This window comes from Cohnella sp. GCM10020058 (assembly GCF_042683485.1).
Lineage (GTDB): Bacteria > Bacillota > Bacilli > Paenibacillales > Paenibacillaceae > Cohnella.
Genome location: NZ_JBHUJV010000001.1, coordinates 517438 through 533151, shown reverse-complemented (window position 1 = coordinate 533151; position 15714 = coordinate 517438). Strand labels below are relative to the sequence as shown.

6 protein-coding genes are annotated in these 15714 nt (G+C 58.4%); 1 reads left to right on the top strand and 5 read right to left on the bottom strand.

The genetic code is table 11. The features are described 5' to 3' along the window. Positions 1–59 precede the first annotated feature (59 nt). From ACFSR7_RS02160 to ACFSR7_RS02140, 5 genes are all read right to left on the bottom strand, one after another. The gene (locus ACFSR7_RS02160) at positions 60–3176 is read right to left on the bottom strand and encodes a heparinase II/III domain-containing protein (RefSeq protein WP_378158741.1); all 3117 of its coding nucleotides are present in this window, start codon (positions 3174–3176) and stop codon (positions 60–62) included. A 289-nt stretch (positions 3177–3465) separates the two neighbouring features. Beyond that, positions 3466–4164 carry a hypothetical protein gene (locus ACFSR7_RS02155; protein ID WP_378158740.1) on the bottom strand — a complete coding sequence of 233 codons (699 nt, stop codon included), beginning with the start codon at positions 4162–4164 and terminating at the stop codon, positions 3466–3468. Positions 4165–4378: 214 nt separating this feature from the next. Beyond that, a complete protein-coding gene (locus tag ACFSR7_RS02150; RefSeq protein WP_378158738.1) occupies positions 4379–11209 on the bottom strand; it encodes a CBM96 family carbohydrate-binding protein in 6831 nt (2276 codons plus the stop codon). 270 nt (positions 11210–11479) lie between these two features. Next, positions 11480–12637, bottom strand: coding sequence for a glycoside hydrolase family 88 protein (locus tag ACFSR7_RS02145; protein WP_378158737.1), 1158 nt, complete (start codon positions 12635–12637; stop codon positions 11480–11482). Between the two features lie 177 nt (positions 12638–12814). Then, positions 12815–14701, bottom strand: coding sequence for a beta-L-arabinofuranosidase domain-containing protein (locus tag ACFSR7_RS02140; RefSeq protein ID WP_378158735.1), 1887 nt, complete (start codon positions 14699–14701; stop codon positions 12815–12817). A gap of 150 nt (positions 14702–14851) precedes the next feature. On the opposite strand from ACFSR7_RS02140, the gene ACFSR7_RS02135 reads away from it, so the two are divergent. Further along, entirely contained in the window at positions 14852–15709 is an 858-nt protein-coding gene (locus ACFSR7_RS02135; protein ID WP_378158734.1) for a helix-turn-helix domain-containing protein, read from the top strand. Positions 15710–15714 lie beyond the last annotated feature (5 nt).

The window sequence follows — 15714 nt, the reverse complement described above, 5'->3', positions numbered from 1 at the left end:
CATGTTTTTTAAGAGGATCGCTTCAAGGCCGAGGCGGCGATACAAGCAGATAGGCGGCTTCATCGGCGCTTCCATACCGTCTGCCAGTTCCCGGCGGCGATTCGAAGCGCTCCGTCGACTGTCTCTTCTACTTCCACAGCTGCTTGCCCGCGTTCCTTCGGATAGAGCAAGGTAAGGAATCCATCGTTCGCATTCGCGACGGCCCGTATATACTCCATCGTGGAATAATCCGAATTGCCGCTATCGAAGAACGGGGTCGACCGCCCTTTTTCCAGCCCGATCCGCTTCACCCGGCTGACGAATACCGTCTCCAGATCCATGCCGTAAGCGCCCGGCGAATAGACGCGCTGGCCGCGCACGACTGAACCCGTAGAGGCGACGGGCAGACTGAACAGCATGTCTCCTTCGAAGTCCTTAACCGTATCCTCGATGAGGTACAGGTCCGGTTCCTTCCAGTAAACGACATGCCGGAGATGCCGCCCCTTCCCCTCCGGATTGCGGATCTCGATCGCGATCGAGTCCGTATCGGGGCCAAGCTCGCATTCGACGACCTTGCTCGTCCGGGGGACGTCCACCCATCCCCGCTCCAGACTGTAGGTGCCCGCCGACAAGTTGATGGCCCCTTCGCCGTCCTTCACGATATCGGTCCGTCCCGTCGCGAACTGCACGCAGGCATGAGCGTAGGCGCTGATATGCCAACGCGTGCTGCTGTCGAAGTATCCTTCGATTCCGCTGTCCATGACGAGCGGCACTTTATTTTTATACAGAACGAACGAGCCCTGGTCCAGGTGCCCGTGCGCAATCGGCTCCGGGCTCGACATGATGGCGAAATAGCTCTCCTCCGGCGTGCCGTAGCGGTTGCGAAAGACATAAATGCCGGCATTCGGAAAAGCGCGGGTGGATGTCAGGTTCAGGGGCGCCGCCGGTTCATAATCGTCGCAAGCGCTCATGATATTTTCCAGCACGACGCCCTCTCCCCACAGCTTCTTGAAGGGCTTCCCCGCTTTCTCCCAGGTGCGGAACATCCTGTCGGCCAGCTGCCGATCCACGTTCGCGACATCCGAGAAATAGGCGGCGAAGCTGCCGAACTCGCCGCCGCCGCCCAGCGCATGGTCGCCGAACGGCGGCGTGCCGATGCGGTCGCCGAAGTACGCGTACCCCGGGGTCTGCATCTCGATGCTGAAGCCGAACATGCGGGCGAGCGGCGTCGTGCGGAACCAGTCGTCGCCGGTCACGTTGCGGAGCACCTTGGCGATGCCAGCGAAGCGCTCCAGCGCCGCGTGGTGATATCGGATGGATTCGGGCCACGAGCGGTCCGGATTGACGTTCAGCTCAAGCTGCGCCTTCAATACGGCGAGCGCGTTGTAGAGCCAAGGCTTGCGATTCGGAAAATCGTCCAGCGCGAGCATCATAAAGACCGTGCCGGCGCACATATCGGTCTGCCAGTTGCTGCTCGCATGCTGCGCCTCCTGCGGCGTCAGCTCGGTCCGGTCGCGCAGGTCGATCATATAACGAAGCAAATAATCGACCATAGCATACAATTTCTCTTTTTCTGCTTGATCGAATACGCCGGCTTCCTTGATCAAGGAATAGCTGACCGCCGCGCTGCACAGCAGTCTGCCGCCCTGGACGGCGCCGTAGCTGTCGCTTCCCTCCGGACGCAGGTTGGTCGCGAGCCAATGCTCGGCTCCCTGGCAAAAATCGTGAAGCGTAAACAGCATTTCCTGCTTGGCCTTCAGCGCGTATATCCGCTCCCCCGTCATCGCGTGCCGGATGGCGTTGCACTGCATGGACAGTTGAAACCATCCCGCCGGCAGCGAAGATTTGCGGTTAAAGTCATATTCGTAGATGCCGGCAATCTGCTCGTCCGAATCGTAATAGGTGATGACGGTTCGCAAGCCGCGCTTCAGTTTCCCGTCGATCTTGGCGGCGAACGTCAGCGTATAGCCTTCCTCCGGCCGTACCGCGAACCTTCCCTCATACTGCCACGAGCCTTCGTCTTGAGACGTCGGATTGCAAATATACAGCGAACGTCGGCCGGCGTCTTCGGCGTAATGGAACGCGACCTGAGAAGATGGATTCGCCGTGCCGCCATGCGCCCGGTCTCCTCCCCCGCAAAACGGGTAGCGGTCCTCCCATCGCAGGACGGGATTGCCTTGGATCGAAACGGCGTTCCAGCGGTCGGGCGCTTGCCCGCCCTCGTCGAATCCCCCGTTCACGATGTCCAGGCTGCCTCCGGTCGCCGACAATACGTGCAGGTCGTCGATCCATACGTGGCCTAATCCGTCCCGCTCGTTTTCTTCCGCCGGCAGAATAAACGCGATGGACGCCGTGACGGCGCGCGCGGACGCCGTGAAGTTCACGATCTTGTCCGTCGTACTCCACAAATAAAAATCGGCGTTCAATTCGTCGTAATCGAACGTTTCCTTGGTCAGTTGCGCCATAGCCTTGTCGATATATGCCGGACTGAATCGCTCGGAGAGCCCGACGATCCGCTCGTACTGCGCCCGAACGAGCGGCCGGGTTTGTACCGCTTGCTTGATCCCCTCAAGCTGTTCGCGCGCGAAGTACAAGCTCGACTTCGGATCGAGATCGGTACGGAAAACCCGGGAAAAACGAAAATCGCGAATCCGGTCGAAGCAAACAACGACGGCTCGCGACGCCGTGTCCTTCCAATCGGCGGCTTCTTTTTCGCGCAGCGCCGTCTCAAGATCTTCCAGGGCACTTATCAGCGTGCTGCCGGCCGAAGCGTCGTAGCAGCCGACGTCTTGCCCGAAGGTCGCGCCGTCCAAGAGCTCGTTCGCCTTTTGGATCGCAAGGCCCGCTCTGGCGCGGAGCTCTTCCTCGGCGAGCCGTCCCATATCCTGCTGCTCAAACCAAGCCAGTCCGGGCTCAAGCCCGTAATAATCGAATACGCCTTCCTTCCGGTAGGTCGGCGCCATCGTATAGCGATGTGCGGCGAACATCATTTCTTCTTTTTCCCTTGGCCGGTAAAAGGAGCGGCTGCGCGAAAAGGCCCGATCGACATTTCCCTCCAGCGCGCGCTCCGCTTCACCGACCAGGTCGCCGATGGCCAGCTTGGACCCCTCCGTAAAATAAGCGGATCGCGTTCGCAGCATTTCCTGCGCGCGTTCGACGAGCTTCTCCAACTTTTCCCGGCTGTGCGATTTTTCCATTTCCTCTCACCCTTCATTCGGGAATCTGCCCTAACCTTATCACCGGTCGGACATGGCTTGAATGAGGTTTTTATAGCCGGAACCGCGCTTTTTTAAGAACACGCCGGGCGTAGAAAAGTAAAAAAACGCCCCGGACAAAGCCGGGACAGCGCATCGAGCAGATGAGATTGGAAGGATTGCAATCACGCGGGCTGTCCGCCTACCCCCTATTCGGAAATAAAATCGATCTTCTTGAGCATACGCAGGATCATCGTGGCGGATTCGGCCCGCGTCGAAGACGTAGCGACGCTCAGAAGTCCTTCACGTCCAGATAACCGCTCGACTGGCTGCGTATCGCGGTGATATCCGAATACAATACCGGCGTAATCGCGATGTTATACGCGCCGGTGCCGTTCCGCCGCTCATTGCATACAATCTTGACAGTCCCATCTAGGTAATAGTATTTATCCTGCCATTCCATGTCCCGCTTGTTGCCCGAGCTGTCCAGATAGTGCAGTCCGTCGACATAATTGTACTGAACGACCGGGTTCGTCTCGGCGTATCTGAACCAGCTGTTGTTCACGCCGATCCTCCCGCCCTGCGCGACGAACAGATTGGTGCCCGAGGTCACGGTGAACGTGGGGAGCATCAGTTGCTGATTGGGCGCGACCCAATATTCGGGCTCCCACCGGATTTTGTAATAGCCCTTTCCCTGCAGGATCACATAGGAGTCCCGGACGAACAACAGCCACTTGCCCGAGATGTACCCGGGCTGATACGTGGTGAGGGAACCGGAATCCGTCAATGTAATGTTGGCATCCGCGTTCGTCGTCGACGTCTGCGCTCTAGCCTTCAGTCCGTAGCTGTTATACGTGACATAGGTCGGTACGCCGCCCACGGATACCCACGCGCTGTCCGCGTACGCGACAAGGCCGGCCGTCAGCGCGGCGATCAGTACCGCGCAGACCGTCGCTTTGCGCGCAAGCCTGCTTCTCAGGAGTCGAATCATTTCTCTAGCCTCCATTTCTTTTTTGTAATCGCATTCAGAAACATAGCTGGAACCTTCGACTGACCGTGTTGTCTTCGACGGTTGCTTGATCTCACCTCCCTTCCATTCGAGAGTCCGATCTTGGCCCGTACAAAGTGCAATATTTTCCGGTTTGCCGTCCCGCAAGTCGTCTGATACGACTTGCGGGACGGCCCCTTGTCGATTGTTCGTCAGGTCAGAGCAGTCTGTTAATGACTGTGGCGGCTTGGGCACGGGTCGTGTGCGAGAACGGCTCGAACCGATTGCCGTCCATTCCTTGGATGATGCCCGCGCTTCGGATCGCTTCAACGGCTTCGCGTGCATAGCCGCTGATCGCATCCTGATCGACGAATGCGGTCGAGACTGAGGCTGCAGTCTCCGCTTGGCCAATAGCGGCCAATGTACGGTCAACCATAACCGCCATATCTTGACGGGTGATCGGGTCCGATACGCCAAATTCCGTGTCCGACCTGCCGTTGACGATGCCGAGCTTCCGGGCCGCCGTCACTGCGTCCGCGTACCAGGCGCCTTCCGCGACGTCGTTGAACGAACTTCCGGAAGCTGCGACCTCAGTGTCGTTCAGATCCAGCGCATTCATCAGCATCGCAATGAACTCGGCTCGGGTTACGCTGCGGTTCGGATCGAATCGGCCGTTGCCCATGCCTTGAACGACACCCTTGGCCGCGAGTCCATAGATGGCGTTCTGCGCCCACAGCAGACCGCCCAGATCGTTGAACGAGATGTCGGCGTAAGCTGCCGCATACTTGCTGAAGTGCTTGGGAGCGAACGTTACTTTGCCTGTCGCGGAATCGTACTTGCCGTTCTTGACGACTTCAAGCTTGCCGTCATCCGAGAGATAGAATAGTACGACTTGATTCGGATTCTCTCCCGGCCGAAGCGAATAAGGCATCTCCACCGTCACTTCGTTGCCGGTGAACGTATGAATCTCGCTGCCGTTCACATTCAGTTGAAAATCGTACACGCTCGCTCCGCTTCCCAGCTGCGCAAGGGCATCCGCCGGCAACTCGTCGCGATCGATCCGGGCTATGCTCAGCTTTATTTGGGTGGCACCCTCTTTTTCCAACAGCTTCGAGGTTAGATTGACGGTCGCGAAGCCGGTATCCACCTTTAAGATTTGAACGGCTTTCTTGCCGGCTTCGACGATGGCTGCTACCGGAATGTCCAACTGAACCGATCTCGCGCCTTCGCCGACTTGCGCTGCGATCACGACAGGCTGGCCTGCGGCGGCATTTTCAAGCGCCTGCAACACATCGGAAGCGAGCACCTGTACGGATGCCTTTCCGTCGGCGTCAGGTTTGGCTTTAACCGTTATCGCGTTGTTGGCAACGCTGTGACTTGGCTCCTGCGGGATGGACGGTACCGAAGGGACGGTCGGAGGCACGTAGCCCGACACATAAACCGTCGCTTCTGCGGAATGCTTGCCGTCCGCGGCTGTCGCCGTAATCGTTGCCGTTCCTGCCGATACGGCCGTGACCTTTCCGTCATTGTCTACTGTGGCAACGACATTGTCGCTGGAAGTCCAGCTTATCGACCGATCCGCTGCATCCGTCGGAGCGACAGTAGCCGTCAACTGTCCGGTCGCACCGGCGACGAGGTTCAGGGCGATCGGGCTAAGGCTAACCGATTCGACCGGAATTACGGCCTCGTCGACCGTGACTTGAACGGTCGCCGCAAGCGAAACGTTGTCCGGGTTCGTTACGCCCTCCGGCAGCTTTAAGGTACCGCTTACCGTAAACGTCTGCCTGGTGTGCACGCCGGCGTCGTAATCCGCGGCTTCTACGTCCCAGACAACCTCCGCTTCCACGTTGCCTTTATCCGTCTCAAGCGTCACCCTGGACGGCAATCCGAGGGCGCTTGCCGTCTTCTCCGTCCCGCTGGCGACGCCCGCGATCGGCGAAGGCGCGACAATGCTGCGCAAAATCTGGGTTGCACCGGCGTCGGAACCCTGCACGGCAACCGTATACGTCTGCGTCAGGTCCCCGCTCTTGGCAGTAATGGCAAGCGAATTTGAGCCTAGGTAGGACGAATCGAGCGTCAGAATCCCTTTGTCTTGATCGATGGACGCTCCCTGTACGTCGTTATCCAACGACCATTGAATCGTTTGACCGGCAACCGCGTCATCGTACTGATCGATCGCTTCGGCCGAGAAATTGTATCTAACGCTGCCGCTATTCGGTTTGACCACCTGCTGCGGACCGGTCACTTCGATGGATGTCGGCGAGCCGTCCGCCAGCGACGCCGGCTTCCACACGTACAGCGTGCCGCCGTTCAGATTGGCCTGCACGACGCCTCCGTTCGCTTCCAGCTCGGCGCCGGAGCGCAGATCCACCAGCGACTCGCCGACCGGTATCGTCACCAACTGGTTCTGATCGCTGTTGTTCGCCGCGATCACGAACCATTTGCCGTCGGACGTATGCGCCTTGTACAGCCCCACCGAGCCGTTATCCGACTCCAGCGCTTCCGTCGTCAAGCCGTCCTGATCTTTCCCCTTCGGGTACAGAACGGTTAAGTAGTTCTCGTTCGCACCCGCTTTTGCGCGGATATAGTTCAATTGATGGGCACCGTCGACCGTCGGGGACAGGTCGGTGCTGACGCCCCACTCGGTTTGAATGTCCGGATTTTGCGGCTGGAGAAAGGTCGTCTCCAAATCCATATCATAAAATCCGGTCGATTCCGCCTTATTCCCGTCTATCGTTGTTCCCATGGCCGCGACCGGCAGATTAAAGACCGTACCGCCGCTCGCGCCTTGAATGCGGTCCCAGATGACATAAGCGTCGATGCCGTTCTTGACATAAGCAAGGCTGCGGGTTTGGGTGCCCGAGCCGCCGGCATTCGCAATGCGGGATTGAACGAAATCCAGCGGCCTCGACGCATAAAAATCCGTCAACGCGCTTGTGGTCGGCGTATTTGCGTAGGTGCTGCCATTCTTGAATTGCACCGTGCTGTGCGCCGAAGAACCGACGTACCAATTTTTGCTGTTGGCAAAATAGCTGTCGATGCCCGGGTCCATGACGAGCGGGACGCGGTTCGCGTAAAGGATGAACGAGCCCTGGTCGTAATGCCCGTGACCGAGCGCGGTCGAATTCGCCAGATACGAGAGATAGCTTTCGTTCGGGCGTCCGAAGTTGTTCCGGAATTGAACGAGACCCGCTCCCAAATAAGTTTTATTGGATTGCAAATTCGTCCGCACGTTATTCGGATTGTCGAATTTGCCGGGGGCGAAGAAGTGCTCCAGCGCCACGCCTTCTCCCCAATACTGCGACGTCTCGTACCCCGATTTCACCCAGGCTTCGTACATCTGCGCGGCCAGCTGCGGATTCGTCTGCGCCACTTCGTTGTAGTAGAGGCCGAAATAGGCGAAGTTGCCGGTATCGGTCATATTGTGGTCTCCGAAGCTCGGCGTGCTGATCCGATTGTCGAAATAAGCGTAGGGCGGCGTCTGCACGTCCAGGTTGTACTGATAGATCTTCGCCAGGTTCGAGGACTGGAACCAGTCCTCGCCCGTCAAGTTCCGGAGCGCCTTGGCGAATTCGGACAACCGGGCCTGGAACGCCGTCATATAACGCAGCGACTCGGGATAGGAACCGTCGGGATTCACGCCGAACTGCAGTTGCGCTTCCAGTACCCGGATGCCGTTGTTCATCCACATGCGCGCATGCGGCAGGTCCGAGAATACCATGGCGAGCGCCGCGGAACCCGCCGCCATGTCCGTCTGCCAGTTGCCGGAGCCGGCGTTGACTTCCTCTAACGACCGTTCTCCTTCATCGCGCAGGTTCCACAGGTCGGTGAGCAGGTACTCTACTTTGGCGAGCAGATCGGCATATTCCTCCGGGCTGAATACGCCCGCGTCCTTGATCATCGTGTAGGCCGCAGCCAACGAACTCGCCACTCGCCCGCCTTGAACGGCGCCGTATGCATCGCTGCCATACGGCCGTGCATTCAGTACGAGCCAATTTTCGACCCCTTGCAGGAAGTCGTTCAATTGGAACAACATTTCGTATTTCGATTTTTCCGCATACGTCTTGTCGCCGGTCACTGCATAAACGATGGAGTCCGTCTGCATGCCCAGTTCGTAATTGAAGCCGGGGAACGACTGCTGATTGGCGCTCGACACGAATTGGCCGAAGTCATTGCCGCTGGCATCCTTGTACGTGACGATCACCTGCACGCCTGCCTTCAGCATGCCGTCCTGCTTGACCGAATACGTCATGTTGTAGCTGCTTCCGGCCGTAAGGGGGAACGTTCCGTCGTACACAAGCGCGGCCTGGTCGCCCGCTGTCGGATTTTCCAGATAGACCGACTGTCCGCCCTCCTGCACGAAGTTCGGCCGCGTCTCCATCCTCATCGTCGGGGAACCTTGCTCGGCGGTCAAATTCCAGTGAACCGGCGCGTCTGTGCCGGATTCAAAGCCCGGATTTTGCACGTCTACCGTGCCGGCAACCGACGATGGCACCATCCCGACACCGTCGATCCAGACATGGCCGAGCGGACCATCGGCTTCGTTGTTCGCCGAAGGCAGCACGAACTTGAGCGTAGCCGAAGCGGTATTGGCAGGCGCCGTAAAGTTGACGTTCTTGATCGTGGACCATGCTTTGTACAAGGAATTGATCTTGTCGTAGTCCAGTTGGTCGGTCAGCAGCGTCTCGGACATCGTCTTGATCTGATCGAGCGTGGTCTGGTCGGCCATCGCCTTCACCTGATCGTACTGCTCTGTCAACTGTGGGCTATTCTTTACTTTGTTCGCAAATTCCTGAAGTTCGGCTGCTGTGAAGTAAAGGTTCGAATCCGGCTCGACCTGGCTGCGCAAAATTTGCGACGCCTTCATCTCGCTCATCGCATCGAACACCTCGACCAGTACGCGGCCGATGTCCGTCGGATTCCCGCTCTCATGAACGGACGATGCCTGGTCCAGTGCCGACTGCAGCTTCTCCTTGGCCGCTTGCGGGTATTGGCCGACGCCATCGCCGACCGTCGTCCCGTTCAGGAAGGTCTGCGCCAAATTCAGAATATCGCTATACTTGGCCTCAAGCTTGCTTGCCACAGGCACGTTCGTTACCAGCTTCAGATAAGGCTGTCTGGCCGAATCCGCCGCTTCCTTCGAAAAGAACTCGCCCGGGAAATTGGAGCCGGCATCCTGAACGAGCGTCAGACTAATCTTCTTGTCCTTCGCTTGCTCGGATAGAACCGCCGGAGTCAGCGATACCGAAGCCGAACCGTTCTTGCTGCCCAAGTAAAAGGTGCCGAGCAGCGGACCGTGCGCGAGAGCGCCGCCGTCGTGCGGCGCGCCGTTCCAGGTCAGCGTGCCCTCATTCCATGAATCGTTGTCCTGCAAATAAGTATATACCTTGTTGTTGTCCGTCTTTTTGTTCGAAACGACCAGATCCGCGGACAGGATATCGCCCAAGACGCCGCTTAGATCGAACTTGAAATAACCGATCCGGCCCGCGCTCTCGTTGCCGCTCAAAATGATCGATCCCGCGCTGCCGAACGAGCTTCCGGCGCTGCCGCTGTTGATATAGGTGTCGTCCGTCGGGGCTAGATCTACTTCCTTGTATGCGTCGAACAGGATATGCTGCTTCCTGTACCAATCCAGCGTCGGCTGCAGCCCGTTCGTCATGGAATCGTAGCCCGTGATTTGCGTCGTATAGCTGATCGCGGTTTGTATGTTTTCATCCGGACGCGGGGTGTAGAACGACCGGTTGCGAACGAACGGCACGTCGTAGGTTCCGTTCAATACCGCCTGCGCATGATCGATCTGATCCTGCAGCGCCGCTTTGTCGGCTTTCGTATAGAACGCAGGCTCTACGAGCAGCTGCGCCCGCGCTTGCCATACGAGCACTGTCAAATCGCGGCGATACGCGGAATATTCGAGCAGATTTTTCTTCTCATTGACCACCAGGTTCGAGATCGCGGCGCTCCTCAGAAAGACGCTGCCGGCATCGATCAGATTGTTTACCGCCGCCGTAAAATTCCCGCTGCTTTGCTGGTCCGCAGCTTGAGCGGCGGCAATCTGCTGCTGAAAAGCATCCAGATTCGCCTGCGAATACTGGCCGGGCTCGCTGCCGACGGCCGCTCCGTCAGCCGTTTGCTGCGCCAGCGCAATGATAGCGCCTAACGATTCGTGCATCGTCTCGGACACCACGGGCTCCTTCAGGACCGTGACGTTGACCGTTTTCGTATCCGATGCGGAGCCGTATCTAGCCGTGGCGGTCAGATGAACCGTGGCATCCTCTCCGTCCGCCGGCGGTCTGGTGACCTTCCCGTCGCTGGCGATGACATCCGGATTGTCCGTTTCCCAGGCGATCGCGGAACCTTCCGCTCCCGCTGACGGCAAGCTCAAGTCCTCGGATACCGTTGTGTTGTCCAGCGCATCCAGGCCGGCCAGATCCAACTGAACCCGATCCGCGTCCGAGAGCGGATTCTGGGTGACGATTTCCAGCACCGGCCACCTCGCCGAGTCTGAATACCGGGAAGAGGCGAAGTCGCTCGGATAAGTGGAACTCACCGCATCCACCTTGCCCAGGTTCAAGGATAAAATCCCGTCTCCCGAAGCGGCATTCTGGACCGCCGGCGTCAGGTCGGCCTTAACAAAGACGTTTGCGGTTGCCGACGATTTGAACCGAGTGATTTCGCCGCCGTCCGCGGAGGGAGCCGTCTTGTAGGTGATCGAATCGTCCCAGTTGTCGTAGGTCACTTCAACTACAGAGATCGTATTGGCGTTATGATCGTTCTCGTAGAGCTTTAACTGCGCCTGCACGATCGGCTGCGAAATACCGCTTACATCGAATTGCAGATACGTGCTGCGTCCGTTGCCAACGAGCAAATTCTTATCCGCTGCGTGGTTCTCCGCCTCAGCACTCGGGCTCCCGTAGTGAACATAAACGTCGGCTGCGGCCAGAACCGTGGACGTCGTCGTGGAAGCGGATGCCGCAAAAGAAGCTCCTGCGTTCGCCAACAGTGAGACCGTCATCACCAGGATCAATAAGATCGGCAATCTTTTTATCAAAATCATTCTCCTCCTTTGGCTCTTGAAACGATGAATCTTGAAAATTGGTAACGCTTTCTAATTTATTGTAAGGAAGTCGTCCCCCCTTGGGTATGTACCTTTTTTAATAGATTACTGTAGCTCTTTTAAGATTCGTTAGCGGAAGCACGACCCTCGAAGGCGATCCATGCGCGATGAGATCCCATGCCGACAAAAAAATGGAGTGAAGCAATGATGCCATTGCCCACTCCATACGTAACTGATATTGATTTCGGCCCGCATTCGGAGCGTTTACCACAAATACAAATCGTTGCCCTTGAGCTTGAACGCGGCCTCCATGAAGTAATAGTCGCCATAGATAATCGCGGTATGGCGATTGTCGTTGTGGTAGGCGGGCGATCCGTTGATCAGAATGCAGTCGCTCTCCTCGCTCCAGTCGCTGCGGGCTTCGTCGAGCGTGCGGAGCAGCTTGACCGCCGCGCGCAGATACATGTCCTTCTCGTGCTTGCCGACCGCCTTCGCAATCTCGATCAGGCCGCAGGCGGCGATGGCGGCCGCGGTCGAGTCTTCGTAAGCGGGCTCTTTGGGCTGGCGGAAGTCGATCGGGATAATTCCGCTCTCGGGGATATTTGCGATAAAATAGTGCGCGATCCGTTGCGCCGTTTGCAGATACTCTATTTTGCCGGTGTGGATGTAGCTCATCATAAAGCCGTAAAGCGCCCACGTTTGCCCGCGCGTCCAGGAGGAACCTTCCTCATAACCTTGTCCGCCGTAGGTTCTCACGACGCCTCCGTTCTCCGGATCGAACTCGACGATATGGTTGACGGAGCCGTCCGGACGAACGAACGCCGTCATGGCCGTATCCGCGTGCTTCATCGCGATCTGCTTGAAGCGCGGGTCGCCGGTCTCCTCCGAAGCCCAGTACAGGAGCGGGATGTTGAACATGCAATCGACGATCGCCCATCCCCGCGTGTCCGCGTCCGCCAGGTCGTTCCAGGCGCGGATGAAGCCGCCGGCCAGATTGAAGCGCCCGGCCAGCAAGTTGGCTGCGTGCAAAGCGCGCTTCCGGGACGCGGAATTGCCCGTCACCTTGTAGTTGGCGACGCTCGTCGGCAGCCACATGAAGCCGACGTCGTGATGCAGCCCGTAGTAGCCGCTGAAGCATTCGTCCAGCTGATCCTCGGAGAAGTTAGCGATTTCCTTGTATTTTTCCTCGCCGGTCTCATGGTACATCAGCCACATCATGCCGCCCCAGAAGCCGTTCGTCCACCAATAGATGCCATCGGTCTCCGTTCCTGTCGGATTGTCCGCGATCCGGTTGTCGTGCGTACCGTTCACGGTCGTGTACGGAATCTTGCGCTTTGACTTTTCGCTCACCCATGCCAGCTTCGTACGGATTTTTCCGACGACCTCTTCGAGCCATTGTTGATCGTTGTCCTGCAGCAGCATCGCCTCTCGCCTGCCTTATCTACGGTATATTAATCGTCGCCCGTCCGGATCGACCTTAATGACTCTAAGTCTAACATGGCCGATAGACGTCACTTATGCTGTTTTCTTTAGATCTAAGGTCACTTTTTTCACATGTTTGGCCGTTCTTCGCGCATCGGCCCCTGCGAAATTCTCGGGTCATGTCGGAGCTGCGACGGGAAAGTAGACGGTATAAAGCTCGTCGGTCACCTCGTATAAAGGGATGAAGCGAATGCGTCTGTCTTGTCCGACTGTCCGGTAACGCCCGACGTTCCACCATCCATGATGCCGCTCGTCATCCGGCTTCAGCAGCGAAGCAAGGTCAAGCGGATCGCCGGACAGCCTGCTCTCCTCGCCGACCAGCCCCGCAAGGGCGACAGGTCCGTCCATGAAGGCATACATGCCCGTATCTCCCGGCAGCGGCTCCGCCTTCAAGGCGGTCGGCAGCTCGATGCGGATCGTATCGCCGTCCGACCACTGCCTTCGGATCTCCACAAAAGTCGAGGGCGCGAACGGCGCGGACTCCGCTGCGCCGTTCACCGCGATGCGCGGCGCGGCGGCGAGCCACCACGGAAGCCTCAGCTTGATGGCGAAAGTCCCGGGCGTCTCGATGCCGATCTTCAGCTCGTAGACGAAGCGCTGCGGACGAGACGCCGGAATCGGAGGCACATGCACGTCCGTAATCGCCTTCATGCCTTCGACCGACCATTCGTTCAGCGGATAGGCGCCGAACTGGCCGTCCTGGGTCAGCTCAAGCCCGATAGTCGTATCCTCCAGCTTGAAGCTGGTCTCGGACGGCAGCCATTGACAAACCGCGATCCCGTCGCTGTGCGTCATATAGATCTGCTGCTCGTACGACGCGTTGGCTTGCATGAGCGTGCCGTGACAGCACCAGAAATGCTGCGTCGGCGTGCCCCACGTCTTGCGGCTGCCCGCCGCGACGCCGAGAAAGTAAGCGATCATGCCGGTTCTGCCGTGCTGCTGGGCCAACACCCCGTTATAAAACCGCCGCTCCCAGTAATCGGCGTACTTCGGATCGCCGGTCCAGCGCAGCAGGCAGTGAGCAAGACGCATCATATTGTACGCGCTGCAATGCTCTTGACCGACGCCGAGCCGGGCAGCCATCCCTTCCGGCGGCATCCACAGCTCCGCATTGTCGCCGGCGCCGGTGCATACGTAGCCGCGTCGGACCACGGCGAGCTCCCAGAACGCATGAACCGCCATGCGATACCGTTCGTCCCCGGTTACCTCCCATGCCCGCGCCGCCCCTAGAATCTCGGGAATTTGCGTATTCGCATGCCTGTTCGTCAGGACGTCCCGGCCCTCGATCAGCGCATCGAACAATCGGCGCCGGTCGTAACGCCGGATGAGCGCCAGATGCGCCGGATCGCCGGTGATGCCGTAGAGATCGCTCCAAACCTCGAGCATGCCGCCGGTCTCCAGATCCAGCAGATCGTCCATCTCCTCCCGGCTGAAGGCGGCCGACCACCGGTGGAACCAGGCGGCGATCCCAATCATGACCGCAAGGGCGCGCTCATTGCCGGCCAGGACGTGCATCTCGTACAAGCCCATCAGCAGCTTGTGGATCGTATAATGGGGCGCCCACACCCATTTGCCCTGCGAAGCCCGATGCATGAATTTTTCGGGGAAAGCCGCGAGCCAGCCGCCGCCGTTCTGGTCCTGGCAACGCGCCAGCTCGTCCACGATCGTATCGGCTTTGGCCTTGACGAGCCGATCGCCGGTCTGCGCGTAGATCCGCGCTGCCGCGGATAGCCAGTGGCCCATGATATGGCCGCGCAGCTCGCAGGTCGGCGCTTCCCAGCCCCAGTGCCACTGCTCGGGACCGTCCATGCTCGTCGCGGACGCCGTCGTCGTGCCGCCGTTGCCGCTGTAGCTCCATAGGCCCGCTTCCAGATAGAAGCTGCGCAGCAGGTTGTCGTTGCTCAAGCTCATCACATAGTCGGTGTTGAGCGAACTGCGCTTGGCCAGCGGACCCGGCAGCAGCCGCGCACGGACGGCGGATAGAGGCAAACGACTTGGATTCATTCCCATCACTCTCCGATTTTTTGGATTCTCGAATCTATTGTAAATCGCAGTATCAATGCACTGAAATGTCGACTTTTTATCAATACCTATCTTTTTTTTAGGTATATAATGAAAGAAGCGAGCCAACGGTCAGGAAAGGAGGCCACGCACATGAACGGGTCAGTATATATGACGGCGGACCGCTTCCCGCTCGTGCGGGACGTCGGCTTCAACAGGGTTGAAGGGATTTACGAGCATCACGACCGAACCCTGGACTTTGACGTCTTTTTCTTCGTCGTCGAGGGCAGTATGAAGGTGATAGAAGAAGGAATCGAATATATCGTGAGGGAAGGCGAATACCTTTTCTTGCGGGGCGGGCTTCATCATTGGGGCGTTCCGTTCAGTACGCCCGGGACGGGATGGTATTGGATTCATTTCAGCGCGCCCGATTCGGAGGCGCCGCGTTATCGAGAGCATGCGCCGATGTCCGGCCTCGACGCCTATTTTCCGGATCATTACGCGTACCGCATGGCGCTGCCCAAGCTCGGCATTCCGGCCCCGCGCATTACGCTGGGCAGCAGGCTGGACGATCTGATTCGGCGCTTCGCCGAGCCGCGCGCCTACGCCATGACGCGTCTTAGCCTCGATGTATACGCGTTGTTCCTCGAGCTTGCCGAACCGGCATCGGACAACGCGGTTCTGCCGCGCGCTGCCTCCGTCTCGCAACGGATCATCCCCTGCTTGATCGAGCATGCCGACCGGCCGTTCGATGCCGATGCGCTCGGCAAACGGGTCAATCTGAATTACAGCTATATGTCGGCCGCATTCCGCAAGGAAACAGGACAAAGCATCATCGAAGCCCATACCAAGCTGCGCATGAACAAGGCGGTCGAGCTCATGCGCGAGGGCCGACTGAACGTATCGGAGATCAGCGAGCGGCTCGGCTTCCCGAATCCTTACTACTTTAGCAGAGTGTTCAAAAAAACGCTCGGTTCGTCTCCGTCGGCATACCGGAAGCGGTTCTATTGACGCTT

What these genes read in the sequence shown, in the direction of transcription:
- ACFSR7_RS02160 (WP_378158741.1), bottom strand. Translation starts at nt 3,176, where the DNA reads ATGGAAAAATCGCACAGCCGGGAAAAGTTGGAGAAGCTCGTCGAACGC.
- ACFSR7_RS02155 (WP_378158740.1), bottom strand. Translation starts at nt 4,164, where the DNA reads ATGATTCGACTCCTGAGAAGCAGGCTTGCGCGCAAAGCGACGGTCTGC.
- ACFSR7_RS02145 (WP_378158737.1), bottom strand. Translation starts at nt 12,637, where the DNA reads ATGCTGCTGCAGGACAACGATCAACAATGGCTCGAAGAGGTCGTCGGA.
- ACFSR7_RS02140 (WP_378158735.1), bottom strand. Translation starts at nt 14,701, where the DNA reads ATGAATCCAAGTCGTTTGCCTCTATCCGCCGTCCGTGCGCGGCTGCTG.
- ACFSR7_RS02135 (WP_378158734.1), top strand. Translation starts at nt 14,852, where the DNA reads ATGAACGGGTCAGTATATATGACGGCGGACCGCTTCCCGCTCGTGCGG.